This window comes from Aeromonas sp. 82P, assembly GCF_051919365.1.
Classification (GTDB): Bacteria; Pseudomonadota; Gammaproteobacteria; order Enterobacterales; family Aeromonadaceae; genus Aeromonas; species Aeromonas veronii.
Genome location: NZ_JBQBEV010000001.1, coordinates 937,304 through 963,119, shown reverse-complemented (window position 1 = coordinate 963,119; position 25,816 = coordinate 937,304). Strand labels below are relative to the sequence as shown.

The window sequence follows — 25,816 nt, the reverse complement described above, 5'->3', positions numbered from 1 at the left end:
TACCGTTAAATCTGTTCACGCGGCTTTCCCAGAAACCACTTGGTCAGAGACAGTTTGACATTGGCAAAATCGTATATATGACCGTTGTCATCAAAAGTACGAGTCATCAGGATTCTTGCCATCTCTATCCTACCCACAAATGGATCTATGTATAAAAGCACATCAGTTTATTCAGTTAAATTGGATGCTTTAACTACATCAGTAGTTACAACACTTTCATGAAAAATCATACACTTACATTTGATTGTTTTGAACTTCGTCAAGTTCCAATTGGATTTAGATGTATGACCACTCCCCAGGTGAGCTCATTGAGCTTTAGAGGGTGCGTAGGAGCGGGCTGGTAATCAGGGAGGGGGGATGGATGCAGTACGGTGGAAGGCTCTGATATTGATACCAAAGGAAGGGCGCTCGAATGTAACGTAAACAAGACACCGATTTTAGGTCGGTGTCAGGTGATAACTAGATCTGTACATATAAACTTACTCACGTTACTTGGCGCTCTACTGAAAAGCATAAAAAGACAGCCTGCATGTTACAGGCTGTCCTTTAATCAGTATTAGTATAGAAGCTCGGTTAAATTGCTACTGGAGCCTTAATATGAGGATGCGGGTCATACCCAACAATCTCAAAGTCCTCAAACTTATAGTCGTATATTGAATCTGGTTTACGCAGAATTTTCAGCTCCGGCAATTTTCTAGGCTCACGAGATAGCTGTTCTTGAATCTGCTCAAAATGATTCGAATAAGCATGAACATCACCGAAAGAGATAATTATTTCATGTGGTGTAAGATCACACTGCTGTGCCAGCATATGTGTTAATAAAGCGAGGCTGCTTTGGTTATAAGCATAGCCCAAAAATATGTCACTGCTGCGTAAAAACAATTGTGCTGACAATTTTCCATCTGCCACATAGAATTGATATAGCAGGTGGCAAGGAGGTAAAGCCATTTTACCATTACGCACGTTATCTTGCGGGCTTACTGACTCGTCTGGCAGATACTCAACATTCCAGCCATGGAATAGGATCCGCCTGCTATTCGGATTGTTTTTGAGGGCATTAACGACATAATCGATTTGGTTAATTGCACCACCATCTTTAGTCGGCCAAGCAGTCCACTGATTGCCATAAATTGGCCCCAGATCACCAGTTTCTGTTGCCCATTCATCCCAAATTTTTACGCCATTCTCATTTAGCCAACGAGTATTGGTGTCACCACTTAAGAACCAAATTAACTCATTGGCAATGCTCTTAAAATGGAGCTTTTTAGTTGTGAGTAGAGGGAAACCATCAGCGAGGTTATGTCGAATTTGACGCCCAAATACCGATTTTACACCTGTGCCAGTCCGGTCACCTTTAACCGTCCCGCTATCCATAATATCTTGCAAAAGCTCCAAATATGCTTTCATTTTTCATTCACCATATTTAATAAGTCTGTAATTCTTGCAATTTCAGCATTGGCTTTTTCTAGCTCGACTTGCAACTTATCAGCTTGAACCATATAGAAATCCCTTGATTTCGACATGGTAACAAACTGAACAGTCATAGACTCATATAACGACTTAAAATCGTTAGATTTACCATACCAATACTGAATTTCTTTTAAACACTTGCTAATATTTTCCTTGAGTTCAACCGTTGGGTCAACCTCTATGATATTGTTTCTTTTTTCCTCAAGCTCAGCCTTCCTGGCAGCTTTGATTGCAGCCACTCGCTCAAGAGGCCAGACCCGATTACGGATGGTGTTTCTGTGAACTGATGCAAGGTTTGCAAGGGATGATATTGAACACTTTATAGAGCGATCGTTCTGCATCTTGATTAACGCTTCATTGATGCTCTCAGTTACATCATTGAACTCTTTATTATTCCTCTCATCATAGGCGGTCATTTAAACACCCCGAGATATTCCAGAACACCTTTAGCTTCATTAGCAGCTTCCACAGCCTGGCGATAATTAGTCTCTGATTCACCAAGACTCACTACTTTCATATTCTGCTCATAAACCTCACGCCACTTGGGGATATGTGCTTTTGTAATCACAGCTTGATGACAGCGATTAGGGTTACAACGCAGGCTACCAATGCATGGGAGGCTTTGATCAAACTCTTCTACACGACCGCCATAGCACATACCAGTGCCTACATTGATAACTGCCATTCCCTGTTGGGCCATCGCCTCAAAGACCTCATCATTTGAATAGCCAGCAGCTTGATAGCCTTCAAAAAGCTTCCTTAGTCGTTTCTTATGAGCATCTGCATTCACACCCGCAAACGTACCATTCGGGTCATACATTTCTTTTACGAGATGCACTTCTGCCTGATGCCGAAGGTTGTTTTTTTCTGCTTTAATACCAGATAACATATCTCCGATATCACCATAACACATTGTGTCACTAGAAAAGCCCTTATTAGAGGCGGCACCAACTGACTGAACAAGATTACCAAAATGCTTCAATTGATGAGAAATGAATGGGAGCCCCAACTCCACTTTGTACATTTGATATGCCAAGGTGTGTCTCATCATATATGGGAAGAAATCAATGGAATTTAGTTCATCGCTGGTTAGAATTTCAGAAAAATAATTCTTAATTACTATGCATACACCGTTCTTGAGTGTTTTTGGTTCCTGACTAAACTTTAGCGTTTCACTTTTACTATAAACAAACGGATTATTCCTAATTCTAGTCAATACAACTAGAGCTGCCATTGCATCTTCTACAGCGGGAATTGCAACCCAAAGGTCATCAAACAGCCTTCGTGAAGTTGAACGATGTTTATGAACAGTAGAACAAATGCATGGAATATCAAAGGAACTTGTAAGTGGTTTATCTACACGAATTTCTGTAAATTCACTTGGCCGCATACCAGTGAACTGGGCAATAATGTAAATTGCTGCATCATGTACAAGCTTAGTGTAATTAAATATGTCTTCTGTGCCCTGCTCTGGACGCTGAAGATCTGCGGCCCTGACATCACCAACCAGCTCCGTATTGAGCTTGCTTCTAACAAGAGCTATGTCTGTATTTTTTTTGTAAAGACGCACACCAATATAATACTCAACATCTGAATCGCTTATATCCATTACTGATGGTGGCAATTCATTCCGAAATAGATCAAGTTTTTTCTCTGCAATTTTATCTTTTATTGGCAACCCCATCTTATGGAGGAAGTCGCTGATCAAGCAGCTTGATATAGTCACAACTCTATCAAAGATTTCGTCAGGGATTACCTTTTCCCTATCATCTTCTTTTTTCTCAATTTGTGTAATAGATAGATGTTCGATTTTAGGTAAGAATGGAGTGTGAGAGTAAAGAGCATTTACAATTCGGTCATGTGAAAACCACTCAAAAACTTGTTCAATGTGGTAGACTGTTGACTCTGCTTTTTGATAGCCAACACTGAACATTTTATAGTCTTGATAGGTAATATCAATTAAAGAGCAGAATTTCTCTCTACAGAATGCACTGCCGTATTCTTCACCTGCCTTATTATAAAAGTGATCCATGAAATCTAACCATGACTTTACCATTGGTGTTATCGATTGCATGGAGAGTGTTTGCCCACTTTTACCGCGTCTATTTTGAGATCGTTTAGGGATAATTCTAATATATACTATAGCAATTTTGAGCTCTGCCACTATGGATTTAGGGATGTTATTATATGCTGAAAAGTCAATTATTAGCCTACTCCCCCTCATTGTTTTGGCAATTTCAACATCTGCTGTGTAGTCCCAAACATCATCTCTGAATAGAGATTTTGAGGTCACAGGAAACGCCAGTAAATTGAGAATATTTATATCGTCATTTTTACTAGCTTCATTTTTATTGTCTATGTATATTTGAGCAAGTAGTTGCTGCAAGTTACTTTTGAAAAAAACATTATCAACATGCTCAATATTCATAGAGATACACCATCAATCAAGATTGTAGATTCAATATTTAATGATAGCCGTTTAGCAACCTCTAATTCTTTAGCTGAAAATTCAGATCGCTCACCTAATATAGATTCAAGTATATCTATATTATCCTGAATAACTTTTCCATGAGGTGTCAGCATCAACCTTGTATTACGGGCAACCTGAGTATAATCTCGATACAATGCAAATAAATCAGGAAGATGAGATCTTGTAATAATTACATTATTACAAGATAGGCACTTATTGAAGTTTGCACAAGCACTTCCACTCTTGTAGCTATTTAGGGACTTAATGATATCAGGCGGATCAAAGATATTCTTGCACCCACCTAATGGAGTTTTATAAATTACTTCTTGAAAATTTTTTACGCTAACATCATCACCATTAGGTCTGCTTTTTAATTCGTAGCTGTTTTCATATATTTTGGTAAGTGCCGCATAAATTTTACTCCGAGACTGCTTATTAAAATCCATTCTGTCTAAATAAGCTAGAGTAACACCAATATTAGCATGACCCATAATCATTTGTATTTCACGAAGGGGCACACCATTATCAATCAACTCAGAAATGAATGAGGAACGAAAGCGAGTAGCAATGACCTCTACCGCCTCTCCATTTTCATTTTTCAAATCATTGGAAAAATCCTTTAAACAATTCCACATCTGCCCCATTGTTGGAACTATAGGTGCATGCCACTCAGCATCATTGGATTTATTTCTAGCTGTACTGTTACAAATAAAAAGCTTGTTCTTAACGTCATCGCCAGCATTAACTCTGACGTGTTTAGTTATTGCTATAATCGTCTCGAAAATATCTTCAACAACTTTAGCTTGTCCCATAGACAACCAAGTTATGTCACAATTGAATATATCAAGGTGATATTCTTTCGCTCCCGTACTACGCTCTTTCCAATATCTAAGACACGGACGATTTGTTGCATCATGTGAAACCACAAAATCATCAATTTCGAGGTCTATTATTGATGATGGGTTCATCCCTGTGACTTGGATCAACTTAAGATAGAGAGGGATAAGCGCCTTCGCAGTTACTATACGCCCAGGCACATTCCATATATCCCATAATTCACTAATGTTCCCATTAAAAATCTTACGCATTTTTAGGCTGGTAAGAGCTCGTTTAAAAATGCTTCTTGGATCATCACTATGAGCATCTTTATATCCATCAAAATAAAATGGTATTGAGTCACACTCATGATCGAACCAACTTTTTAATGATTCTAAAGTAATGTTATCACTAACAATAATGCTCCTTTTTCCGCTAGCATTGATAAAATCATGACACTTGACTGATTTCACATATGGTGTAAGCCAAGAGTTTTTTAACTCTACAATCTGTCTATCCAATTTCACTTGGATTAAATTACGTTCTTCTGGGGTATATGGCGTATAAGCCATTGCTTTATTTGAAAATGAGCCAACATCAAAGCCAGATGCATATATGAAAGACCGCCCTTTAAACTCTTCAAAGACTACGAGCCGCTGCAAAGTCAAGTTTAAACAGCTGATGTATGTGTTTGCTTGTGAAGGAGATAGCGTCTTTCCAAGTAAAATATCTTCAATATACGATTTATAACGTAAGGATATATAATCATTGACGCATTCAGCCAGTGATGATGTATGACTTATATTATTCGCTTCCAGATACTTAATAAAGCTAGAATAAGTTGCCAAATAATTTTGTATGGAGGATTTAGCCTTTACTCGTTTAGAAGCCAAAGCAAAAAGCGCCATCAGCGGGCTAGTGTTCTCCATGTGATTTAACGAATCAACACTCTCTGTGAATCCTTCATATTTTCTAGCAATCTTGAAAATAGCCCAAGCACTTTCACCCTCAACAAACTTTTTCCTTTGTTTAGCTTTATCTGTATATGATACGAATGACTTTTCATCGAAATGACCATGTGAAACGATCAATTTATACAACCATTTAAAAAATTCGGCGTATTCTTTGCCGACTACATTATCTTTACCAAGCTTATTTATTGACGTTGAAAAGCCATTAATGCCTAACTTTTTACAAATTGGCAATAATTCAAACGCACGAACTGATATCCGTCCATTTATCAATGGTATATCAGCCAGCACATCTTCATGTTTTCTTATATATAATTTTGCTCGTTCCAACAATCTGATTTTATTACAAGTAATGCCATCATAGTTTGGCCTTATAACACCAGCATTGACAAATGCCTCATATACTTGCGTGAAATGGCGATTTTCATGCATTTGTTTTATTGTGCTAACTTCAACACTGGTCAATTTTGATAAAAACTCACATGACAGACTTACAACACCATCTTTTTTATTTACAAAAGGGATGTTCAATAAAAACTCGGGATCGAAAATTGCCATGATGATGGTAAGCTGCAATTTCCCCAAGTGCTTGTTGCAGTTCATGGCTTTTGCCAAAGCGGTCTCAGCTAAGCAACTCATTTTTTATCTACCAATTTGATACGAGTTTTTGTCGAATCTACAAGTAATTGCATTTTTTCAATGCGAGATTGTATTTCCCCATCCTTGTTAACAATTGAGTCATAAATATCATGTGGGATATTGGTATAACGCTCTGTGGTTTTAATAGATGTATGACCTAGAGATTTCTGGACGAATACAAGCCGATCTAAGAAGTCATGACCACGACCAGTATCTTGTAGAGTCAGATAGGCAAAGCTATGACGGAAAAGATGCGCATGGGCCTTTTTGGATAATGTTCTATTTTTTTCTGCACGTTTAGATATGCGAGTAATGAGAGCGGCGATGGACGCCTTAGTAAATGGGCGACCTTCCGTGTTAAAGAAAATTGGAGCAGTATTTTGATCTGCGTATAGACGCTGGTATCGCTTGTATAAGGGGCTTGAGTGATAGGCTTTCAGGCGATCAAGTGTTGGTTTGGTGATGACTGTGTGACGCTCCTTAACAGAGTCCTGCCGACCCTTCGAGCCATGTATGAGTAATGCTGCATAGCCTGCTTCTACAGCAGGTTTGTCAATGCCGTCAGTGATGTAAGAGCCACTCACAAAGTTCTGGGCCTCTTGTACATCGCCATACGTCACGCGAGGGAGTTCACTGATCCGGACACCAGAATCCAGAAGGAATTGCAGGAGGGTGCGTTCACGCTCGTATGGCGTACAGAACATGAGGTTCTGTACATCACGTACAGATACGGCCTGGACTTGCTTATTGTTGGGCTTGCTAGTGATGGGGTCACTGGGGAAGGGGTTGTTTTCTATAGGGTTCTTATGACGCGTCTTGTCTGTGAAGTAGTCATAAAACGCCCTAATCGTCATCTCTCGATTGGTGACCGTCGATGCCTCTAATTTTAGATCATCAATTTGGTAACGAACCCAGTTTTCAAGTAATGAGAGATGAACATTAAGTAACTTTTCATCTAACGACCACTCATCACTCATGCGGTCATCAATGTACTCAAGAAAGTACCTCATGTTACGGGAGTACGTAACAACGGTTTGCTCGGAGATGCGGCGGTGATTGGCTTCGTGAGACAACCACTCACTTGGATACTCAACCACTTTGAACTGCTTGTCCAAGAACAAAACGCCATCAGCCTTCTGACCAGCCTCAATCTCTATTGAGTCGATCTGTGAGCTAACTATCGGTTCATTCTTCTGTATGACCACATGCATAACTCTGCTCCTAACATCGCTAGGAGCAGTCTAGACCTGCATTGTGCAAACAGCAAATGTTGACAATAAAATGTCTTTGTATTGACTCTTTACTATGCAGCTAGTTCGTATTGTGCAGAATTTGCTGTGTTGTCTAAAAGGAACACATCACAACTGCGCTGGTAGAGCTGGCAGGAGAGCTTGCCGTCCGCCACATAGAACTGGAAGAAGGCGTGGCAGGGAGCCAGCGCCATCTTGTCCAGCTCGCCCACGTTCCAGGCGGATACGATGATGCGGCGCGAATCAGGGTTGTGTTTGATGTCATCCACCGCCTTCTGGATCTGGTCGATGACAGAGCCGTCGGCCGCAGGCCAGGAGCGCCACTGCGCGCCGTAAACCGGCCCCAGATCGCCATTCTCGTCGGCCCACTCATCCCAGATGCTGACGCCATTTTCCTTCAGATAGGCGGTATTGGTATCGCCATTGAGGAACCAGAGCAGCTCGTGAATGATGGAGCGCAGGTGGCACTTCTTGGTGGTCACCAGCGGGAACCCCTCCGCCAGATTGAAGCGCATCTGATGGCCGAACAGGGAGACAGTACCGGTGCCGGTACGGTCAGACTTGACGGTCCCCTCATCGAGGATTTTCTGCATCAGGTCGAGATAAGCTCGCATTATTTCGCCTCCTTCACGGCATTACCGAACAACTGTGGACGCTTGTAGGCGGCCCAAATCATCAGGGCACCGGCGATAATCATCGGGGTGGAGAGGATCTGGCCCATGCTGATCTCCTGGAAGTAGAGACCTAGCTGGCTGTCCGGCTGGCGCACAAACTCCACCAGGAAGCGGAACAGGCCGTAGAACAGCAGGAACATGCCGGAGATGGCGCCACGCGGCGGATTCTTGCGCCAGAACAGGTTGAGGATGATGAACAGCACCACCCCTTCCAGCGCGAACTGGTAAAGCTGGGAGGGATGACGCGGCTCGGGGCCAGCCTCCGGGAAGATGATGGCCCAGGGCACATCGGTAACCCGGCCCCACAGCTCGCCGTTGAGGAAGTTGCCGATCCGGCCAACGCCGAGACCAAACGGAATGAGCGGTGCCACAAAGTCGGCCACGGTGAAGAAGTGGCGCTTGGTCTTGTGGGCAAACCAGATCATCGCGGTGATTACCCCGATCAGACCACCGTGGAACGACATACCGCCGGTCCAGATCTTGAACAGGTAGGTGGGATCCGCGAGGAAGAGATCGAAGTTGTAGAACAGCACGTAACCGACACGGCCACCGAGGATCACCCCGAGGAAGCCGTAAAACAGCAGATCCGACACTTCGTTGCGGGTCCAGCCGCTGTTCGGTGCATCGGCGCGACGGCCAGCCAGCCACATGGCAAAAGCGAAACCGAACAGGTACATGAGACCATACCAGCGTACCGATAGTGGTCCCAAACTGAATGCTACGGGATCAATCTGCGAGAAAACCCAATATCCATCGTGCTGCATATGCGGCCCCAGTCAAAATAAAAGCCGCATTTTCCGATCATTCGTCAGCAGGGACAAGGCATGATTATCAGTCACTCTGTTTCGATTTATGACCGGCTCGCAGCAAACCGCCCAAACCATGCTCCTCCAGATAGCGGGCAAACAGGCCGCGCAGTACATGGGGGTTGTCATGTTTGAGACCATCGGCCATCAGTTCGGTCAACTCGCTCAGAGTGGATTGACGCAGCACGTACTTGATCCGGGCGATGTTGTGGGTATTCATACTGAAGCGGCGATAACCCATGGCCAGCAGCAGCAATACACCGACCGGATCACCGGCCAGCTCGCCACACACCGACACCGGCTTCTGGTAGCGATGGGAGGCATCAACCAGCTGTTGCAGGGCGCGGATCACCGCAGGATGGAAGGCATCGTAGATGTTGGCAACCCGGGAGTTGTTGCGATCCACCGCCAGCAGGTACTGGGTCAGGTCGTTACTGCCCACCGACCAGAAATCGATGAGCGGCGCCATCTCCGGCAAGATAAAGAGGGCTGAGGGCACCTCGATCATCACCCCAAGGCTGGGGTAGCGGATCACCGCATCGCGGCTTGCCGCCTCTTCCGACACCTCTCGCCACGCCTGATCCAGCAGACGACGGGAGGCCTTGATTTCGCTGACGCTGCTGATCATCGGCAGCATGATGGCCAGATTGTCCAGCCCTTCACTGGCCCGCAGCATCGCCTTGAGCTGCACCAGAAACAGTTCGGGGTGATCCAGGGTGATCCGGATCCCCCGCCAACCAAGGAAGGGGTTTTCCTCGACGATGGGGAAATAGGGTAACGGCTTGTCGCCGCCCACATCCAGCGTCCGCATGCAGACCGGCCGGTTGCGGTAGGTCTCAAGAATGCCACGATAGCGGGCGGTCTGCTCCCACTCGGAGGGGAAGCTCTCCTGCAGCATAAAGGGGATCTCGGTGCGATAGAGACCGACCCCGTCCGCCAGCTGGTTGAGGGAGATCTCGGTATCGGCACTGAGCCCGGCGTTGAGCAGCAGGGAAACCTTGGTGCCGTCGGCCGTCTCGGATGGCAGGTTATCGATGCTGCGCACCAGGGTATCGAGCGCCCGTTCTTCGCTCAGCAGCTGACGATACTCGGTCAGTATCACCTGATTGGGCTCGATGAAGAGATCGCCGCTGTAGCCATCGACAACCAGCATGCGACCACCGATGTCACCTAGGGGCAGATCGACCCCCATGATGGCGGCGACCCCCATGGCGCGGGCCAGAATGGCCGCGTGGGAGTTGGTGCCCCCCTTGAGCGAGACCACGCCGGTCAGATACTCGCGGGGCACTTCCGCCAGAATGGTAGCAGTCACCTCGTCGGCAACCAGCACCACCGGCTCGCCGATGGAGATATGTTCCGGTTCATTCTGCACCAGTCGGCTGATCAGCCGCTGGGCAATATCCTTCACGTCGGTGGAGCGCTCCTGCAAGTAGGGATCTTTCATCCCCTTGAACTGCTCGATCAAGCGATCGCTGATCAGCTTGACCGCAGAGACCGCAGTCCAGTGCTCCTTGCTCACCTTGTTGCGAATGGGCTTGATATAGCCGGGATCGTTCAGCAGATGGAGGTAGATATCGAAGATCGCCACCGAATCCTGGCTGTAGCTCTCGCGAAAACGCAGCGCCAGACTCTCCAAGTCGTGCCGCACTTCCTCAACCGCCAGCTCCAGCCGCGCCAGCTGGCTGGCATGGTCTTCATCCTTGCGCGGGGTAATGGACGAGAGCGCCTTGCGGGGCCGCCACACCCAGGCCTTGGCCATGGCGATGCCGCTGGCACCGGCAATACCACGCAGTGGCTTGCTCCAGTCGGTCTTCTGCAACCACCCCTTGGCCTGCGCCTGGGCAATCCGCGCCGCCAGCTGGGCCGCCAGGGTGACCATGAAGGACTCTTCCCCCTCATCGAAGCGGCGGCTCTCCTTCTGCTGCACCACCAGAATGCCGACCACCTGACGCTGGTGCATGATGGGAGCGCCGAGGAAGGAGCGGAACGCCTCTTCGGCCACATCGGGCAGGAATTTGAAACTGGGATGCGCGGGGGCATCAGCCAGGTTGATCAGCTCTTCCCGCTGACCCACCAGACCGACGATGCCCTGCTCGTAGGGCAGGGTCACCTTGCCGACTGCGGACGGGGCCAAGCCGTCGGTAGCAGCCAGGCGATAGCGGCGCACCTCGGGTTCCGAAACATAGACGGAGCAGCAGTCCACTGCCATGGCGTGCCGGGTCTGGCTCACCAATGCTTGCAAGGCCTGCTCGAGGGTATTGGCCTCGGCCATGCTCTCGACGATACGTCTCAGTTCCGTTAACAACTAATCTGTGCTCCTTAACGGGCGCGGTTGCGCCGCCCATCCTTCTTGTTGACCTGCACTGCCGGCACTGGCATCGCCAGCGGGGCAAACTCTTTCATGACCCGGCGATAAACCTCCCGCTTGAACGAGACGACCTGACGCACCGGGTACCAGAAGCTGACCCAACGCCAGTCGTCAAATTCGGGATGGCCATGACAGCCGAACTGGATCCGCGACTCCTTGCCCGAATTCAGCTGTAACAGGAACCATTTTTGTTTTTGGCCAATACAGACCGGTGAACTGTCCCAGCGGACAAGACGTTTGGGTAAACGGTACTTTAGCCAGTTACGACTGGTGGCCATGATGGTCACATCTTCGGGCTTGAGGCCAATCTCCTCATAAAGCTCTCGATACATGGCCTGCTCTGGCGTTTCACCATCATCAACCCCCCCCTGCGGAAACTGCCAGGAGTGCTGCCCATAGCGTTTAGCCCACAACACTTGTCCTTCACGGTTACAGATCACGATACCGACATTGGGACGAAATCCGTCGCCATCAATCACGTGATCACCTTATAAAGGCTGAATCTATAAGGAGATTGTTCCACATTCACCCCGTGGCAGCAAACAAGGAGTGAATCCCCTGTTTCATGAATAACTTTCGATTTCAAACATACTTATAAACAAATCCAAGGATCCGCGCCCTCAAGTTGCCCACCCAGGCTGTGCATAAAGCTGTTAGCAAACGGGTATATACAGTACTTTTTAACTGTACGCGAAAAGTGCCTCTCCGTATCACCACGCGACATTAAATATAAAAAATCATTACTTTTTATAAGCTTGAGACAAAACAACTGGATCTAGATCCATGCCCCCCCAAGAGCCAGATCCATGATCCGGATTGTGAACAAGTTCAACTGCTCAAAGATCCACCGCGGCGAAATTATCCACAGGAGTGGCACAATATCTACCCCGTTTACCCTGTAAAAATGGGGTGGCATTCACAATTTTTTGTAACATATCAGCGACTCCAACCACTTTCATCCACTTATCCAAGATTTCTGTGGATAACTGTGTGTAACATCATGCACAAACCCTTGGACAACTATTTCGAGGTCAAACCAGACCTAGAACACTACTCGATAAAATAGACAAAACCTTTTAAAATCATAACGATGAACTGATAGCCCCCAAATTCTCTGCATTTGATCTTATCCACTCAGGATCGGTTATAAAAACAGCGATCCTTCTCGGGATCCTCCCCTGTTAGAATATGGCGAGCAAGATGGAGCCAACTATGCCAAGCAATCCCCAATCCGAGCAGGAGTTATTGAGCCGTGCCTATGCCATGGCCGGCTTCACGCTGGCGCAGCTGGCCGCCGAGGCTGGCGTCGCGGTGCCCAAAGACCTGCGCCGTGACAAGGGGTGGGTCGGTCAGTTGATCGAGCTGCAACTGGGAGCCAGCGCAGGGAGCAAGCCGGAGCAGGACTTCCCGGAGCTGGGGATCGAACTCAAGACGATCCCCGTGGATCCTCAAGGCAAACCGCTGGAGACCACCTTCGTCTGCGTCGCCCCGCTGATCGGCGTCAGCGGCCAGCGCTGGGAGGAGTCCAACGTGCGCAACAAGCTCTCCCGGGTGCTCTGGATCCCGGTGGAAGGCAGTCGGGAGATCCCGGTTGGCGAGCGGCGAGTCGGCATGCCACTGATGTGGAGCCCGAATGAAGAGGAAGATCGGCTACTGCGTCAGGACTGGGAGGAGTTAATGGACATGATAGTGCTGGGAGAAGTGGAGCAGATCAGCGCGCGCCACGGCCAGGTGATGCAACTGCGGCCCAAGGCGGCCAACAACAAGGCGCTGACTCGCGCCATCGGCCGCGATGGTCAACCCATCATGACCCTGCCGCGCGGCTTCTATCTCAAGATCGACTTCACCCACAGTTTGCTGCAACGCTATTTTGCCTTGCCGACTTGATCTGCCTTATCAACATCTTTGTCATATGGTGGTATAAAAATAGACAGGAGCCATTTTTAACTCACAGACAAGGAGGCGTCATGCCACTGATCAAACAGTTTTTGAAGTCCAAGCCCGAGGTCAAGGTGACCTTTGCCGTAGAGAAAGAGGCGGCTGCAGGAGCGGAACAGGTGATGCTGATCGGCGAGTTCACCCAGTGGCAACCGGTCGAGCTGAAACGCATGAAGAGCGGTGAGTTCAAAGCCACCCTCAATCTGCCGACCGACGGCCCGGGGTACTTCGAATATTGCTACCAGCTCATCACACCGGCAGGGGAAACCCTCTACGAGAATGACTGGGCAGCGGATGACTATGTACCAGGCCCCTTCGGGCGTGACAACTCGGTGGTGCGAGTGATCCAGTAATGGCGGCAAGATAACCAATTGACGGATACAAAAAAGGCTCGCCATTGGCGAGCCTTTTCACTACCTGTCGAACTATTTGCCGACATACCGACACCAATTCGAATCGAATTAGTTGAGCTTCTCTTTGATACGAGCAGCTTTGCCGGACAGGTTGCGCAGGTAGTACAGTTTGGCGCGGCGAACATCACCACGACGCTTCAGTTCTACACTGTGGATCAGCGGAGAGTGAGTCTGGAATACACGCTCAACACCTTCGCCGTTGGAGATCTTGCGAACGGTGAAAGCAGAGTGCAGACCGCGGTTACGCTTGGCAATAACGATGCCTTCGAAAGCCTGCAGACGCTCTTTACCACCTTCTTTAACACGAACTTGAACACGTACAGTGTCGCCCTGGGCAAAAGCCGGGATGTCGGTACGCAGTTGCTCTTGTTCAAGCTGCTGAATAATCTTGCTCATTGTCTTTCCTTACCTAGGATAAACTGAAAACTCTACTTAACGCTGTCACGCACTTCGCGGACATACTCGGCAAGAAGTGATTCTTGCTCGTCAGTCAGAGCTAGGTTGTTAATAAGTTCCGGCCTTCTTTGCCAGGTTCGTCCGAGCGACTGCTTGAGACGCCAGCGTCGAATCACTTCGTGATTGCCGCTTGTCAGCGCCTCGGGCACCACCAATCCATCCAACACCTCCGGCCGAGTATAGTGGGGATGATCCAGCAAGCCATCCGTAAAGGAGTCTTGCTCGGCACTGGCCTGATCGCCCAAAACCCCGGGGACCAGACGCGAAACCGCATCGATCAGGGTCATGGCAGGCAACTCGCCACCACTTAACACGTAATCCCCGATAGACCACTCTTCGTCGACTTCGGTTTGTATCACGCGTTCATCGATACCTTCGTATCGACCGGCTACCAGAATCAGTTTCTGATTCGTCGCCAACTCGGTTACGCCAGCTTGAGTCAGCTTGCGTCCCTGAGGAGAGAGATAGATGACTTTCGCCCCGTCTCCCGCCGCTTGCTTGGCTGCATGAATCGCGTCACGCAGCGGCTGAACCATCATTAGCATGCCGGGCCCACCACCATAAGGACGATCATCGACCGTACGGTGTTTGTCGTGGGTAAACTCCCGGGGGTTCCAGCACTCAATCTGCAGCAGGCCACTCTTGACGGCCCGACCCGTTACCCCGTGCTCGGTAATGGCTCGGAACATTTCAGGGAAGAGGCTAATGACCCCAATCCACATAAGAAACCTCCGGCACCCGTGTTAGCGCGGGAAACTAGAAACCAGGATCCCAATCAACTTCGATTGTTCGAGCAGTCAGATCAATATTCTTGATCACCTGCTCTTCCAGAAACGGAATCAACCGCTCCTTTGCACCAAAGGCATCTTTTACATTGGCCTCAACCACCAACACATCGTTGGAGCCGGTTTCCATCAATTCGGTCACCTTGCCCAGGTCGTATCCCTTGGTGGTCACCACGGAGCAACCAATCAGGTCACGCCAGTAGAACTCACCTTCAGGCAACGCAGGCAACAGATCGGCGGGTACGCCAATCTCGACATTGGTCAATGCCAGGGCATCTTCGCGCACATCGATACCATCGAGTTTGCAGATCAGACCCTTGTTGTGACGTTTCCAGGATGAAACCCGAATTTCACGCCACGCCCCGTTCTGATTAATCAGCCAGGGGTTGTAATCGAAAATCGCTTCGGCAACATCGGTGAAGGAGTTCACTTTAAGCCAGCCCTTGATGCCATAAACGGTACCCAGGGTGCCCAGAACTACAGGTTTTTCCACCTTAACTCCTTACCGTTGGGCTGATTAAGCAGCTTTTTTAGCGTCTTTGATCAGCTTGGCAACGCGGTCAGAAACAGCGGCACCAGTAGCAACCCAATGCTCGATACGAGCCAGGTCCAGGTTCAGCTTTTCAGCTTGACCAGCAGCAACCGGGTTGAAGAAACCAACGCGCTCGATGAAGCGACCGTCACGGGCGCAACGGCTGTCAGAAACTACTACCTGGTAGAACGGACGCTTTTTCGCGCCACCACGTTGTAAACGAATGGTTACCATATCGTCCTCATTAACATCTAATGAACAAGGCCCGCAAACACGCGGACCCTAGCTTAAAATAAGCCGCGTAATTCTACTTGGATTCGTAATAATTGCAACCAAGCCAGCCATTTTTTGCGCAGAGCGGCAATGAAAAGGGGCCTGCCGCAGCAGACCCCCATCAACACGCAGGCCGGATCAGAACGGGCCGCGACCGCCACCGAAACCGGGGGGCATCATGTTCTTCATCTGGCTCATCATCTTGCGCAGGCCGCCTTTACCGGACATTTTCTTCATCATGCGCTGCATCTCGGTGAACTGCTTGAGCAGCTTGTTCACGTCCTGCACCTGCATGCCGGAGCCTGCGGCGATACGGCGTTTGCGGGACCCCTTGATGAGATCAGGATGAGCACGCTCTTTCGGCGTCATGGAGCTGATGATCGCCTCCATCCGCACGGTGAGCTTGTCATCCATCTGATCTTTCACGTTATCCGGCAGACCGGACATGCCGGGCAGCTTGTCGAGCATCCCCATCATGCCGCCCATGTTGCGCATCTGGGCCAGCTGCTCGCGGAAATCTTCCAGATCGAAGCCCTTGCCACTCTTGACCTTGCTGGCCAGCTTGGCCGCTTTCTCTTTATCGACGTTGCGCTCGACTTCCTCGATCAGCGACAGCACATCGCCCATACCGAGGATGCGGGAGGCGAGACGATCCGGGTGGAACGGCTCCAGCGCATCGGTCTTTTCACCCATACCGATAAACTTGACCGGCTTGCCGGTGATGTGACGCACCGACAGAGCAGCACCACCACGGGCATCGCCGTCCGCCTTGGTAAGGATGACACCGGTAAGCGGCAGCGCTTCGTTGAACGCCTTGGCGGTGTTGGCGGCATCCTGACCGGTCATGGCATCCACCACGAACAGGGTCTCGACCGGCTTGATGGTGGCATGCAGATCCTGGATCTCGGCCATCATCTCGCTATCAACGTGCAGACGACCGGCGGTATCGACGATCACCACGTCATAGAATTTCTTGCGCGCCTGATCGATGGCTGCGGTGGCGATGTCGACCGGCTTCTGGCTGGCATCGCTCGGGAAAAAGTCGACGCCGATGTCGCTCGCCAGGGTCTCCAGCTGCTTGATCGCTGCTGGGCGATAAACGTCAGCACTGACCACCAGCACCTTCTTCTTGCTGCGCTCTTTGAGCAGCTTGGCCAGTTTGCCAACTGTGGTGGTCTTACCGGCCCCCTGCAGACCGGCCATCAGGATGATCGCAGGCGGCTGGGCAGCCAGGTTGAGCTGTTCGTTGGCCTCCCCCATTACGGTGACCAGTTCACCGTGCACAATCTTGATGAATGCCTGGCCCGGGCTCAGGGATTTGGCCACTTCCTGCCCGACTGCGCGCTCTTTGACACGCGCCACGAAATCACGCACGACCGGCAGGGCGACATCCGCCTCGAGCAGCGCCATGCGGACTTCGCGCAGGGTTTCCTTGATATTGTCTTCGGTCAGGCGACCACGGCCACTGACATTGCGCAAGGTGCGCGAGAGTCGTTCAGTCAAATTCTCAAACATGACGGATTCCGGTTCTTGGCGTAATAAATTGGGGGCATTATAACCCAGAGCGGGCGCGAGGACGATTATTCACCGCACCGCAGCAGCAGGGAGCTTCTCCCTATATATGGGCAGATCGGCCGTTGCACAACTGGCGAGCACTTCTCGTGCAAGGTATACTGCCCCTCTTACCCTCAAAAGCTTGTGCAACAACGACCTGGTTATGATCGTAATCTCTGTTCTGGCCCTGGCGTTTTATCTGCTGGCCATCATCGCCTCCCTGCATCTGTTACTGAGCGCCAAGCCGGTGGGACAGCGCTCCCTGTTTGCCTGTATCGGATTGGCCCTGATCGCCCACGCCAGCGCCCTCGGTTCAGAGGTATTGCAGAGTTACGGCCAGAACCTGAGCATGCTCAACGTTGCCTCGCTGGTCAGCCTCATCATCAGTTGCTTCATGACCTGCGTGACCCGCCGCTTCAACGGCTGGATCCTGCTGCCGGTGGTCTACAGCTTCTCGGCCCTGTTGCTGGCTGCCAGCGCCTTGATCCCGGGTCGCTACATAACCCATCTGGAGGCCCATCCCCAGCTGTTGCTGCACATCGGCCTCGCCCTGATGGCCTACTCGGTATTGATGATCGCCTGTCTGTTTGCGCTGCAGCTCGCCTGTCTGGACAAGCAGCTTAAATCTCGAAAAATCAGCAACTTGCCAGCCATGCCGCCACTGATGACAGTGGAGAAACGGCTGTTTCAGTTGATCTCTGCAGGGGTGCTGCTACTGACACTCTCCATCGCTTCCGGCCTCTTCTTCCTCGAAGATATGTTCGCCCAGGGCAAGTCTCACAAGGCAGTGCTCTCCATCCTGGCATGGTGTGTCTACGTGTTGCTGCTGTGGGGTCATCACACCTATGGCTGGCGCGGCCGCAAAGTCATCACGCTCAGTCTGATCGGCAGCTTCATCCTGACTCTTGCCTACTTTGGCAGTCGCTTCGTCAAAGAAGTGCTGTTGAGCTGACACCTATACTCTTTTAGCCATACCATCCAACAGGAGCCCTTTTTGGACAGCATCTCAACGAGTACATTACTGATTGTTCTCGTTATCTTGATCCTTCTTTCCGCCTTTTTCTCCAGTGCCGAAACCGGCCTGATGTCCATCAACCGCTACAAACTTCGGCATCTGGCACAGACCAAACACAAAGCCGCACGTCGCGTCGAGCAACTGCTCGCCCGCCCCGATCGCCTGCTGGGGCTGATCCTGATCGGCAACAATCTGGTCAATATCCTCGCCTCCGCCATCGCCACCATCGTCTGTATCCGGCTGTTTGGTGATCTCGGGGTCGCCATCGCCACCTTCGGCCTGACCCTGGTGGTACTGGTATTCGGTGAAGTGACCCCCAAGACCCTGGCCGCCATGTTTCCGGAGAAGATCGCCTATCCCGCCTCCTGGATCCTCAAGGGGCTGATGGTGCCGCTCTCGCCGCTGGTCTGGCTGATCAACGGCATCACCAGCGGCCTGCTCAAGATGCTGAAGATCAATCCCAACAAGGATGACTCCCTCAACACCGAGGAGCTGCGCACCATCGTCAATGAGGCGGGTAACCTGATCCCCCAGCGTCATCAGGAGATGCTGCTGAGCATTCTGGATCTCGACAAGATGCTGGTCGAGGACATCATGGTGCCGCGCAGCGATATCTACGCCATCGACATCAACGATGACTGGAAGAGCATCCAGCGTCAGCTGGCCCACTGCGCTCACACCAAGATCCTGCTCTATCGCGACAATATCGACGACGTTGTCGGATTTTTACACGCGCGCGATGCCCTGCGGCTGGTAGCCAGGGACCAGTTCAACAAATCGAGTCTGTTGCGGGAAGTGGACGAGATCTACTTCATTCCGGAAGGAACGCCGCTCAACGTGCAGCTGGTCAAATTCCAGCGCAACAAGGAGCGAATTGGCCTGATCGTCGACGAATACGGCGATATTCAAGGTCTAATCACTCTGGACGACATTCTGGAAGAGATCGTGGGCGACTTCACCACCTCCATGACGCCAGCGCCGAGCGACGAGATCCACCCCCAGTCAGATGGTTCTTATCTGGTCGAAGGCTCAGCCAATATTCGTGAACTAAACAAGGAGATGAACTGGCATCTGCCCATCGACGGCCCGCGCACCCTCAACGGTCTGATCCTCGAATATCTGGAGGAGATACCCCAGCCCAACATCGGGATCCGGTTGGCCGGTTATCCTATCGAGATCCTCGATGTGGAGAACAACATGGTGAAGATGGCGCGGATCATGCCAGCATCGTATCGGGCGGAGTCGGATTCGCAAGATTGAAAAAGGGCTGCCAGTGGCAGCCCTTTTCTATTGCTCATCGTCACTGTTCATCTTCATCATCCGGCTCCAGCACCAGCGTCGGGATCAACTCGCCAAACACCCTCTGTAGCTCGTCACGGTTGGCCAGCAGGTCTTGCAGCGTATAGCTGTCCATCACCGCCAGAAACGCATCCATCGCCTCTTTCAGCGCACTCTTGAGCAAACAGACAGAGACGATGTGGCAAGCGGGCGAGCCGCAGTCAATGCCGTCCAGATTGCCTTCCAACGCCCTGATCACCTGCCCGATATTGATGGTGGCGGGATCGCAAGCCATACGAATACCGCCATTCTTGCCCCGCTGGGATTGCAGATAGCCCAGCTTCACCAGCTGATTGACCACCTTCACCATGTGGTTGCGGGAAACGCCATACAGGGCCGATACCTTGGCAACGCTCGACAACTCCCCTTCCGGCAGGGTGGCAAGATAGAGCAGGGCTCTCAATCCAAAATCTGTATAACTGGTTAGTCTCATAAAACCTGATTAGCGCGATGCGAAAAGTGGAGTATTGATTCAAATCAAATAAACATCTAGGATGCCACTTATTAAATGACATTTTATATGTTCAATTAGAACGAGGCCCCTATGCTAGATCAAACCACCGTTGCCGTCATCAAAAGCACCATTCCGCTGCTCGAATCGGCAGGCCCTGCCCTCACCCAGCACTTCTACCAGCGGATGTTCAGCCATAACCCGGAGCTGAAAGATATCTTCAACCTGGCCCACCAACGCAGTGGCGGCCAGCCGCTGGCCCTGTTCAATGCAGTCGCCGCGTATGCAAAGAATATCGACAATCTGGGAGCGCTCGCCGGTGCGGTCGAGCGGATTGCGCACAAACATACCGGATTCCTGATCCAGCCGGAACAATATCACATTGTAGGTAGTCATCTCTTGGCCACGCTCAAAGAATTGGGTGGAAGTGCGGTCACCGACGAAGTGCTGGAGGCTTGGGGCAAGGCGTATGGCGTGCTGGCCGACATCTTCATCGGCCGCGAGCAGGAGATCTATCAGGAGAAGGCCAATCAGGATGGCGGCTGGCAAGGTACCCGCACCTTCATCATCAAGGAGAAGCGAGCCGAGAGCGACCTCATCACCTCCTTCCTGCTGGCGCCGGAAGATGGCAAGCCGGTACTGACCTTCAAACCGGGCCAATACCTCAGCATCAAGCTGGTTCACCCCGAGCTGGAATATCAGGAGATCCGCCAATACTCCCTCTCCGATGCACCCAATGGACAGGATTACCGCATCAGCGTCAAACGCGAGCCACAGGGTCAGGTCTCCAACCTGCTGCACGATCACCTGCAGGCGGGTGACAAGATCGAAGTGATGCCCCCCACCGGCGATTTCTACCTGAAAGCCGACAGCCAGACCCCGGTGGTACTGCTCTCCGCCGGTGTCGGCGTGACACCGATGATGAGCATGCTCAACCAGCTGCTGGCGAGCGGCCATCAGGCTGATATCACCTGGCTACACGCCTGCGAACAGGGTGCTGTACACGCCTTCCGGGAGGATATTCAGCAAAAATCCCGCCAGCATCCCAACTTGCTGAGCCGGGTCTGGTATCGGGAGCCGGAGGCCAGTGATGTGCAGGGTCAAGATTACGATCTGGCCGGCACCATGGATCTGACTGCCGTGAAGGAGCGCATCACGCCTGAGGCCCACTACTACTTCTGTGGCCCTGTCGGCTTCATGCAAGAGATCAAGCGGCAGCTGCTGGCTGCTGGGGTACCAACGGGGCAGCGCCATTACGAAGTTTTTGGCCCCCACCAAGATCTCTAAAGCGCGGGCAGCCATATAACAGAGGGAGGTTCCGGCCTGTCATGGCACGGCGGCTGGAACCGGACCCACAGGTGCAGATCTGTGGGTCATTTTTTTTGGATCAGTGCATCGCCTTGGCGCGGGCCACCACGTTGGCCGGCATCCTGTTGCCAAGACGGTTGAGCAGAGTCGCCGCCTTCTGGTGCAGCGCCTTGTCACCTATGACGGAGCCATGGAGCCAGCGATAGGCGTCCTCATAATCGAGCGGACTGCCCATCCCCTGCAACAGCATCTCGACCCACTCGATGCGAGCCCGCAGAAAACCGAGGCTGGCTGCCTCGCGCATCAGGGTCTCGGCTCGCACCAAGTCCTTCTGCACCAAAGTTCCTTTCCAGTAGTAGCGGCCCAACTGCTCCAGCGCCGGCGCCAACCCCTGATTGGCCGCCTCCCACATATATTGCACCCCGAGTTCGGCATTGGGTTTGGTACAGACACCCCACGCCAGCATATCCCCCCAGAGGAATTGATAGGCCGGGATCTTCATCACCGAGGCGCGTGCTTCGATATCCTGAGTCAGCTGACAGCGATCCTGCTTCACCTGAGTGAGGTGGCGCCCCTGCTCAATCCAGTTGAGCAGCTCGTCCTGACGATAGAGCGGCACCGCCTGCAACTCGCCAGCGGCCAGTGGCACGGGAGGCGCAACCACAGCGGCAGGCTCAGCCGGTTTTGGCAGCGGCGCTGCCCCCTCGCCACTGCTGGCAACGGGTGTGACCGGCTCGGTCGGGAGCAAGACGGGGACTGCCTCAGAGGGAGTGGGAGTGGCCGTAGCGGCAGAGACAGGGGCCGTTGCCACCGCAGCACTGCTTGCGGTCGGTGCCGATGCACTTGCTGCAGGCGCATCGCTCGATACGGCAGCCGATACCGCCTCGGCGCCATAAAGGGGCGCGGTGAATGCACCGACAAGAACGAGAAGGGTAAGGGGTTTCATCATAAGGATCTCCTGCTGCACTCTGTTATCGGCACCAAGCCCCATCCCCTTAGCCTGCCGGGCGGATCTCATCAATACAAAAGGGAGCCGAAGCTCCCTTGTTGGCACGGTTGACCCGCTTACTTGACGAAATCGACACCCAGCTGGATATCGGCTTTCAGGGTAGCCAGCATGCCTTCCATCGCTTCCTGCTCGAACGCGCTCAGCTTGCCGTAATCAAGTACGGTTTCGACGCCATTCTTGCCCAGCAGTACCGGCTGTGCGAAGAAGGTGGCGTGCTCGCCGTTGCCTTCCACGTAGGCGCACTCGATGACATTGGCTTCGCCCTGCAGACCCTTGATGAGGGAGAGACCGAAACGGCAAGCCGCCTGACCCATGGAGAGGGTCGCGGAACCGCCACCGGCTTTGGCTTCTACCACTTCGGTACCGGCATTCTGGATGCGCTTGGTCATAGCAGCCACTTCTTCAGCGGTGAAGGAGGCGCCTTCAATCTGGGAGAGCAGCGGCAGAATGGTCACGCCACTGTGACCACCGATCACATTGACGCGTACCTTGTCGATGTTCAACCCTTTGGCGGCGGCCACGAAGGTCTCGGCGCGGATCACGTCCAAAGTGGTGACACCGAACAGGCGACGCTTGTCATAGACACCGGCTTTCTTCAGCACTTCGGCGGCGATAGCCACAGTGGTGTTGACCGGGTTGGTGATGATACCGATCAGTGCTTTCGGGCAAGTGGCCGCGCACTTCTCGACCAGATTCTTGACGATACCGGCGTTGATATTGAACAGGTCGGAGCGATCCATCCCCGGCTTGCGTGCCACACCGGCGGAGATCAGCACCACATCGGCCCCAACCAGCGCAGGAGTCGGATCTTCACCGCAGAAGCCCTTGATGGCGACGTCGGTAGGAATATGACTGAGGTCAACGGCCACACCCGGGGTAACCGGGGCGATGTCATACAGGCTCAGCTCGGAGCCGGCCGGCAGACGGTTTTTCAACAGCAGAGCGAGGGCTTGACCGATGCCACCAGCGGCACCCAGAACGGCAACTTTCATGATCAACTCCATGTTTAAGCGTAGGTTTAAGGTTGTTTGTTGTTGTGCGCCCAACCTTAATGGATCCCCCCATAAAAAACAATCTGATAACAGTTGCAGTCACGGGTTCTGTGAGCCACGAAACATGCGGGAGCAAAAATTGGAGGGAAATACAAAAAGTTGGAGGAGAAGCACAGTTTTTCTGCACTTCTCCTTACCATAAAGAGGTAGTTCTGAAGGTTTCAGGATTGGAATGCCAACGCCCGTTTTTCACACCAGCGAAAACCAATTGTTAACAATCCGTTCATCGCCAGATAAAGCCCGCCAGCCACCCCGAACACCGCCAGGGTATCGTAGGTCTGGGCGTTCAACCCCTGCGCCAGCCCCATGATGTCCATGATGGTGATGGTACTGGCGAGGGAGCTCCCCTTGAGCACCAGGATCACCTCGTTGGAGTAGGCAGGCACCAGATGACGGGCGGCGTGGCGCACCTTCATCCAGAGGGTCTGGCGACCGTTAAAGCCAAGCGCACGACACGCCTCCACCTCACCAGCCGGGATGGCATCGAGCGCCCCCTTGAACAACCGGGTGGAGTAGGCCGCCGTGTTGAGACCCAGCGCCAGCACGGCGCAGAACCAGGGCTGCTTGAGCAGCGGCCAGAGCGGGCTGGCTTTCAGCCACTCAAACTGACCCGGCCCGTAGTAAATCAGGAAGATCTGAATGAGCAGCGGCGTACCGGTAAAGAGCAGCACCCACAGCTGCACCAGCTGGGTCGCCACCGGCAGGCGCAGCTCCAACACCCAGGTCATCAGGGCTGCCAACACAATCCCCAGCAGCAGGCTGAACAGGGTCAGCTCCAGCGTGGTGACAAGGCCGCCCAGCAACGTAACGAGATACTCTTGCATCAGTTAGCCTCCGTAGCGGCGGGTGTAGCGGGCAGCCAGCCCGAGGCCGTACTCGCTCACCAGACTGATGGCCAGATAGATGAGGGCGGCGGCGGCATACCAGGTGAAAGGCTCATAGGTACTGGCCGAGGCCATCTGGGCCTGACGCATCATCTCGTTCACCCCGATAAGCGACACCAGCGCGGTATCTTTCAGCAATACCAGCCACTGGTTGCCGAGGCCCGGCAGGGCATGGCGCCACGCCTGCGGCAACACGATGCGAAAGAAGATGTGGCTCTTGCTCAAACCCAACGCCAGCGCCGCCAACCGTTGACCTGAAGGCACCGCATTGAGCGCCGCCCGCAGGGTCTGGGTCGCATAGCTGGCGAACAGCAGGGAGAGCGCCAGCACGCCACAGGCGAACGGACTGAACTCCACATACTCGCCTGTGATGAGGAACAGCACCTGGGTCGAACCGAAGTAGATGAACAGCACCACCAGCAACTCGGGCAGGCCACGGATCAGCGTGGTCAGGGTGGCCACCGGCCACACCAGCGCACGCTGCTTGCTGAGCTCGGCGGCACTGAACGCCAGTGCCAATACCATGCCCCCGACCAGTGATGCCAAGGCCAGCCCGAGGGTCATCCAGGCTGCATCCAACAACAGGCTCAACATGGCTTACTGCGCGAAGTATTTGTCGAAGATTTTCTGATAGGTGCCGTTGGCCTTGATCTCGGCCAGCCCCTTGTTCAGCTGGGTCAGCAGCTCCTGATTGCCCTTGGCCACCGCGATGCCAAAGCCGGTACCGAAGTACTTGGCATCGGTCACCGGCGCACCCACCACCGCATACTCCTTGTGCTGCTTCAGCCAGTCGGCAGCAACGGCAGTATCGGCAAAGACACCGTCGGTACGGCCATTCATCATGTCGAGGAAGGCGCTCTGGTAGCTGGCGTACGGCACGGTCAGCAGACCCTTGCTCACCCAGTTATCCACCAGATAGGACTGGTGAGAGGTGCCGTTCTGCACGCCGACTGTCTTGTCGACCATCTCTTCCGGCCCCTTGAAGGCCCCTTTCTTGGCGACGAATACTGCCGAGTTCTCGTAATAGATGTCGGAGAAATCGACCTGAGCGGCCCGCTCAGGGGTTACGTCCATGGCGGCAATGGCGGCATCGTAGCGACGGAATTTGAGGCTGGGGATCAGGCTGTCAAAGGCCTGGTTGTGGAAGCTGCACTCCAGCTTGGCCTGCTCGCAGATGGCGCGCGCCAGATCGATGTCAAAACCCTGAAACTCGTTCTTGTCATCCAGGTATTCGAACGGCGCGTAGGTGGCCTCGGTGGCGAACTTGATCTCCTTGGCCATGACGGAGGTACTCAACAGACCCATGGCAGCAACCAACAACAGACTCTTTTTCATGACAGCTTC

General features: G+C 52.0%; 24 protein-coding genes and 1 pseudogene. 5 read left to right on the top strand and 20 right to left on the bottom strand.

The window, feature by feature from the left end; all coding sequences use genetic code 11:
* Positions 1-573: 573 nt before the first annotated feature.
* The 9 genes and pseudogenes from ACTG2S_RS04490 to rppH form a co-directional block, all read right to left on the bottom strand.
* Complete coding sequence (locus ACTG2S_RS04490) at positions 574-1,407, bottom strand: thymidylate synthase (protein ID WP_139707968.1); 834 nt, start codon at positions 1,405-1,407, stop codon at positions 574-576.
* A complete protein-coding gene (locus ACTG2S_RS04485) occupies positions 1,404-1,886 on the bottom strand; it encodes a hypothetical protein (protein WP_021141269.1) in 483 nt (160 codons plus the stop codon). Before ACTG2S_RS04485 ends, ACTG2S_RS04490 begins: the two co-directional genes overlap by 4 nt.
* On the bottom strand, positions 1,883-3,898 hold the full coding sequence (locus ACTG2S_RS04480) for a site-specific integrase (protein ID WP_021141270.1): 2,016 nt from the start codon (positions 3,896-3,898) through the stop codon (positions 1,883-1,885). The genes ACTG2S_RS04485 and ACTG2S_RS04480 overlap by 4 nt, the downstream gene beginning before the upstream one ends.
* The gene (locus ACTG2S_RS04475) at positions 3,895-6,342 is read right to left on the bottom strand and encodes a tyrosine-type recombinase/integrase (protein WP_439982050.1); all 2,448 of its coding nucleotides are present in this window, start codon (positions 6,340-6,342) and stop codon (positions 3,895-3,897) included. The genes ACTG2S_RS04480 and ACTG2S_RS04475 overlap by 4 nt, the downstream gene beginning before the upstream one ends.
* 20 nt (positions 6,343-6,362) lie before the next feature.
* Entirely contained in the window at positions 6,363-7,577 is a 1,215-nt protein-coding gene (locus ACTG2S_RS04470; protein WP_042649815.1) for a tyrosine-type recombinase/integrase, read from the bottom strand.
* Positions 7,578-7,678: 101 nt separating this feature from the next.
* Positions 7,679-8,230, bottom strand: a pseudogene (thyA, locus tag ACTG2S_RS04465) (thymidylate synthase); the annotation flags it as partial.
* Positions 8,230-9,054 carry a prolipoprotein diacylglyceryl transferase gene (gene lgt, locus ACTG2S_RS04460; protein ID WP_031227775.1) on the bottom strand — a complete coding sequence of 275 codons (825 nt, stop codon included), beginning with the start codon at positions 9,052-9,054 and terminating at the stop codon, positions 8,230-8,232. The gene lgt and the pseudogene thyA, both read right to left, overlap by 1 nt.
* Positions 9,055-9,121: 67 nt before the next feature.
* Complete coding sequence (ptsP, locus tag ACTG2S_RS04455) at positions 9,122-11,401, bottom strand: phosphoenolpyruvate--protein phosphotransferase (RefSeq protein ID WP_279507405.1); 2,280 nt, start codon at positions 11,399-11,401, stop codon at positions 9,122-9,124.
* A 14-nt stretch (positions 11,402-11,415) separates the two neighbouring features.
* Positions 11,416-11,943, bottom strand: a complete 528-nt coding sequence (gene rppH / locus ACTG2S_RS04450) for an RNA pyrophosphohydrolase (RefSeq protein ID WP_005340421.1) — start codon at positions 11,941-11,943, stop codon at positions 11,416-11,418.
* Positions 11,944-12,676: 733 nt separating this feature from the next.
* Between rppH and mutH the strand changes: the two genes are divergently transcribed.
* Both mutH and ACTG2S_RS04440 read left to right on the top strand, forming a co-directional pair.
* Entirely contained in the window at positions 12,677-13,351 is a 675-nt protein-coding gene (mutH, locus tag ACTG2S_RS04445; protein ID WP_042084339.1) for a DNA mismatch repair endonuclease MutH, read from the top strand.
* An 80-nt stretch (positions 13,352-13,431) separates the two neighbouring features.
* A complete protein-coding gene (locus ACTG2S_RS04440; protein WP_005348910.1) occupies positions 13,432-13,755 on the top strand; it encodes an isoamylase early set domain-containing protein in 324 nt (107 codons plus the stop codon).
* Positions 13,756-13,863: 108 nt separating this feature from the next.
* Here the strand turns inward: ACTG2S_RS04440 and rplS are convergent, their stop codons facing one another.
* The 5 genes from rplS to ffh form a co-directional block, all read right to left on the bottom strand.
* Positions 13,864-14,211 carry a 50S ribosomal protein L19 gene (rplS, locus tag ACTG2S_RS04435; RefSeq protein WP_005313505.1) on the bottom strand — a complete coding sequence of 116 codons (348 nt, stop codon included), beginning with the start codon at positions 14,209-14,211 and terminating at the stop codon, positions 13,864-13,866.
* 32 nt (positions 14,212-14,243) lie between these two features.
* Positions 14,244-14,993, bottom strand: coding sequence for a tRNA (guanosine(37)-N1)-methyltransferase TrmD (gene trmD, locus ACTG2S_RS04430; protein WP_113740097.1), 750 nt, complete (start codon positions 14,991-14,993; stop codon positions 14,244-14,246).
* Positions 14,994-15,027: 34 nt separating this feature from the next.
* Positions 15,028-15,549, bottom strand: a complete 522-nt coding sequence (gene rimM / locus ACTG2S_RS04425; protein ID WP_005340394.1) for a ribosome maturation factor RimM — start codon at positions 15,547-15,549, stop codon at positions 15,028-15,030.
* Positions 15,550-15,573: 24 nt separating this feature from the next.
* On the bottom strand, positions 15,574-15,822 hold the full coding sequence (gene rpsP, locus ACTG2S_RS04420) for a 30S ribosomal protein S16 (RefSeq protein WP_005340392.1): 249 nt from the start codon (positions 15,820-15,822) through the stop codon (positions 15,574-15,576).
* Positions 15,823-15,999: 177 nt separating this feature from the next.
* The gene (ffh, locus tag ACTG2S_RS04415; protein ID WP_274160556.1) at positions 16,000-17,376 is read right to left on the bottom strand and encodes a signal recognition particle protein; all 1,377 of its coding nucleotides are present in this window, start codon (positions 17,374-17,376) and stop codon (positions 16,000-16,002) included.
* Positions 17,377-17,578: 202 nt separating this feature from the next.
* Between ffh and ACTG2S_RS04410 the strand changes: the two genes are divergently transcribed.
* Positions 17,579-18,367 carry a cytochrome C assembly family protein gene (locus ACTG2S_RS04410; protein ID WP_005340390.1) on the top strand — a complete coding sequence of 263 codons (789 nt, stop codon included), beginning with the start codon at positions 17,579-17,581 and terminating at the stop codon, positions 18,365-18,367.
* A 42-nt stretch (positions 18,368-18,409) separates the two neighbouring features.
* Positions 18,410-19,690, top strand: a complete 1,281-nt coding sequence (locus ACTG2S_RS04405; protein WP_439982048.1) for an HlyC/CorC family transporter — start codon at positions 18,410-18,412, stop codon at positions 19,688-19,690.
* A gap of 40 nt (positions 19,691-19,730) precedes the next feature.
* Here ACTG2S_RS04405 and ACTG2S_RS04400 read toward each other — a convergent pair whose 3' ends face one another.
* Positions 19,731-20,201 carry an Rrf2 family transcriptional regulator gene (locus ACTG2S_RS04400; protein WP_005340388.1) on the bottom strand — a complete coding sequence of 157 codons (471 nt, stop codon included), beginning with the start codon at positions 20,199-20,201 and terminating at the stop codon, positions 19,731-19,733.
* Between the two features lie 111 nt (positions 20,202-20,312).
* Between ACTG2S_RS04400 and hmpA the strand changes: the two genes are divergently transcribed.
* The gene (gene hmpA, locus ACTG2S_RS04395) at positions 20,313-21,506 is read left to right on the top strand and encodes an NO-inducible flavohemoprotein (protein WP_429190633.1); all 1,194 of its coding nucleotides are present in this window, start codon (positions 20,313-20,315) and stop codon (positions 21,504-21,506) included.
* Positions 21,507-21,606: 100 nt separating this feature from the next.
* On the opposite strand, the gene ACTG2S_RS04390 is transcribed toward hmpA, so the two are convergent.
* The 5 genes from ACTG2S_RS04390 to ACTG2S_RS04370 all read right to left on the bottom strand — a co-directional run bounded on the left by ACTG2S_RS04390 (position 21,607) and on the right by ACTG2S_RS04370 (position 25,807).
* Entirely contained in the window at positions 21,607-22,191 is a 585-nt protein-coding gene (locus ACTG2S_RS04390; RefSeq protein ID WP_439983229.1) for a tetratricopeptide repeat protein, read from the bottom strand.
* 401 nt (positions 22,192-22,592) lie between these two features.
* The gene (gene mdh, locus ACTG2S_RS04385) at positions 22,593-23,528 is read right to left on the bottom strand and encodes a malate dehydrogenase (protein WP_069554449.1); all 936 of its coding nucleotides are present in this window, start codon (positions 23,526-23,528) and stop codon (positions 22,593-22,595) included.
* A 221-nt stretch (positions 23,529-23,749) separates the two neighbouring features.
* Positions 23,750-24,412: an arginine ABC transporter permease ArtM gene (gene artM, locus ACTG2S_RS04380; RefSeq protein WP_005348902.1), complete on the bottom strand. Its 663-nt coding sequence runs from the start codon at positions 24,410-24,412 to the stop codon at positions 23,750-23,752.
* 3 nt (positions 24,413-24,415) lie between these two features.
* The gene (gene artQ / locus ACTG2S_RS04375; protein WP_043826111.1) at positions 24,416-25,066 is read right to left on the bottom strand and encodes an arginine ABC transporter permease ArtQ; all 651 of its coding nucleotides are present in this window, start codon (positions 25,064-25,066) and stop codon (positions 24,416-24,418) included.
* A gap of 3 nt (positions 25,067-25,069) precedes the next feature.
* On the bottom strand, positions 25,070-25,807 hold the full coding sequence (locus ACTG2S_RS04370) for a transporter substrate-binding domain-containing protein (protein ID WP_005340381.1): 738 nt from the start codon (positions 25,805-25,807) through the stop codon (positions 25,070-25,072).
* Positions 25,808-25,816 lie beyond the last annotated feature (9 nt).

Excerpts from the sequence above, each read along its gene's own strand:
- ffh (WP_274160556.1), bottom strand. The coding sequence starts at position 17,376 with ATGTTTGAGAATTTGACTGAACGACTCTCGCGCACCTTGCGCAATGTC.
- lgt (WP_031227775.1), bottom strand. The coding sequence starts at position 9,054 with ATGCAGCACGATGGATATTGGGTTTTCTCGCAGATTGATCCCGTAGCA.
- ACTG2S_RS04485 (WP_021141269.1), bottom strand. The coding sequence starts at position 1,886 with ATGACCGCCTATGATGAGAGGAATAATAAAGAGTTCAATGATGTAACT.
- trmD (WP_113740097.1), bottom strand. The coding sequence starts at position 14,993 with ATGTGGATTGGGGTCATTAGCCTCTTCCCTGAAATGTTCCGAGCCATT.
- artM (WP_005348902.1), bottom strand. The coding sequence starts at position 24,412 with ATGCAAGAGTATCTCGTTACGTTGCTGGGCGGCCTTGTCACCACGCTG.
- mutH (WP_042084339.1), top strand. The coding sequence starts at position 12,677 with ATGCCAAGCAATCCCCAATCCGAGCAGGAGTTATTGAGCCGTGCCTAT.
- ACTG2S_RS04400 (WP_005340388.1), bottom strand. The coding sequence starts at position 20,201 with ATGAGACTAACCAGTTATACAGATTTTGGATTGAGAGCCCTGCTCTAT.
- ACTG2S_RS04370 (WP_005340381.1), bottom strand. The coding sequence starts at position 25,807 with ATGAAAAAGAGTCTGTTGTTGGTTGCTGCCATGGGTCTGTTGAGTACC.
- mdh (WP_069554449.1), bottom strand. The coding sequence starts at position 23,528 with ATGAAAGTTGCCGTTCTGGGTGCCGCTGGTGGCATCGGTCAAGCCCTC.
- ACTG2S_RS04470 (WP_042649815.1), bottom strand. The coding sequence starts at position 7,577 with ATGCATGTGGTCATACAGAAGAATGAACCGATAGTTAGCTCACAGATC.
- ACTG2S_RS04490 (WP_139707968.1), bottom strand. The coding sequence starts at position 1,407 with ATGAAAGCATATTTGGAGCTTTTGCAAGATATTATGGATAGCGGGACG.
- rpsP (WP_005340392.1), bottom strand. The coding sequence starts at position 15,822 with ATGGTAACCATTCGTTTACAACGTGGTGGCGCGAAAAAGCGTCCGTTC.
- ACTG2S_RS04480 (WP_021141270.1), bottom strand. The coding sequence starts at position 3,898 with ATGAATATTGAGCATGTTGATAATGTTTTTTTCAAAAGTAACTTGCAG.
- ACTG2S_RS04410 (WP_005340390.1), top strand. The coding sequence starts at position 17,579 with ATGATCGTAATCTCTGTTCTGGCCCTGGCGTTTTATCTGCTGGCCATC.
- ACTG2S_RS04440 (WP_005348910.1), top strand. The coding sequence starts at position 13,432 with ATGCCACTGATCAAACAGTTTTTGAAGTCCAAGCCCGAGGTCAAGGTG.
- hmpA (WP_429190633.1), top strand. The coding sequence starts at position 20,313 with ATGCTAGATCAAACCACCGTTGCCGTCATCAAAAGCACCATTCCGCTG.
- artQ (WP_043826111.1), bottom strand. The coding sequence starts at position 25,066 with ATGTTGAGCCTGTTGTTGGATGCAGCCTGGATGACCCTCGGGCTGGCC.
- rplS (WP_005313505.1), bottom strand. The coding sequence starts at position 14,211 with ATGAGCAAGATTATTCAGCAGCTTGAACAAGAGCAACTGCGTACCGAC.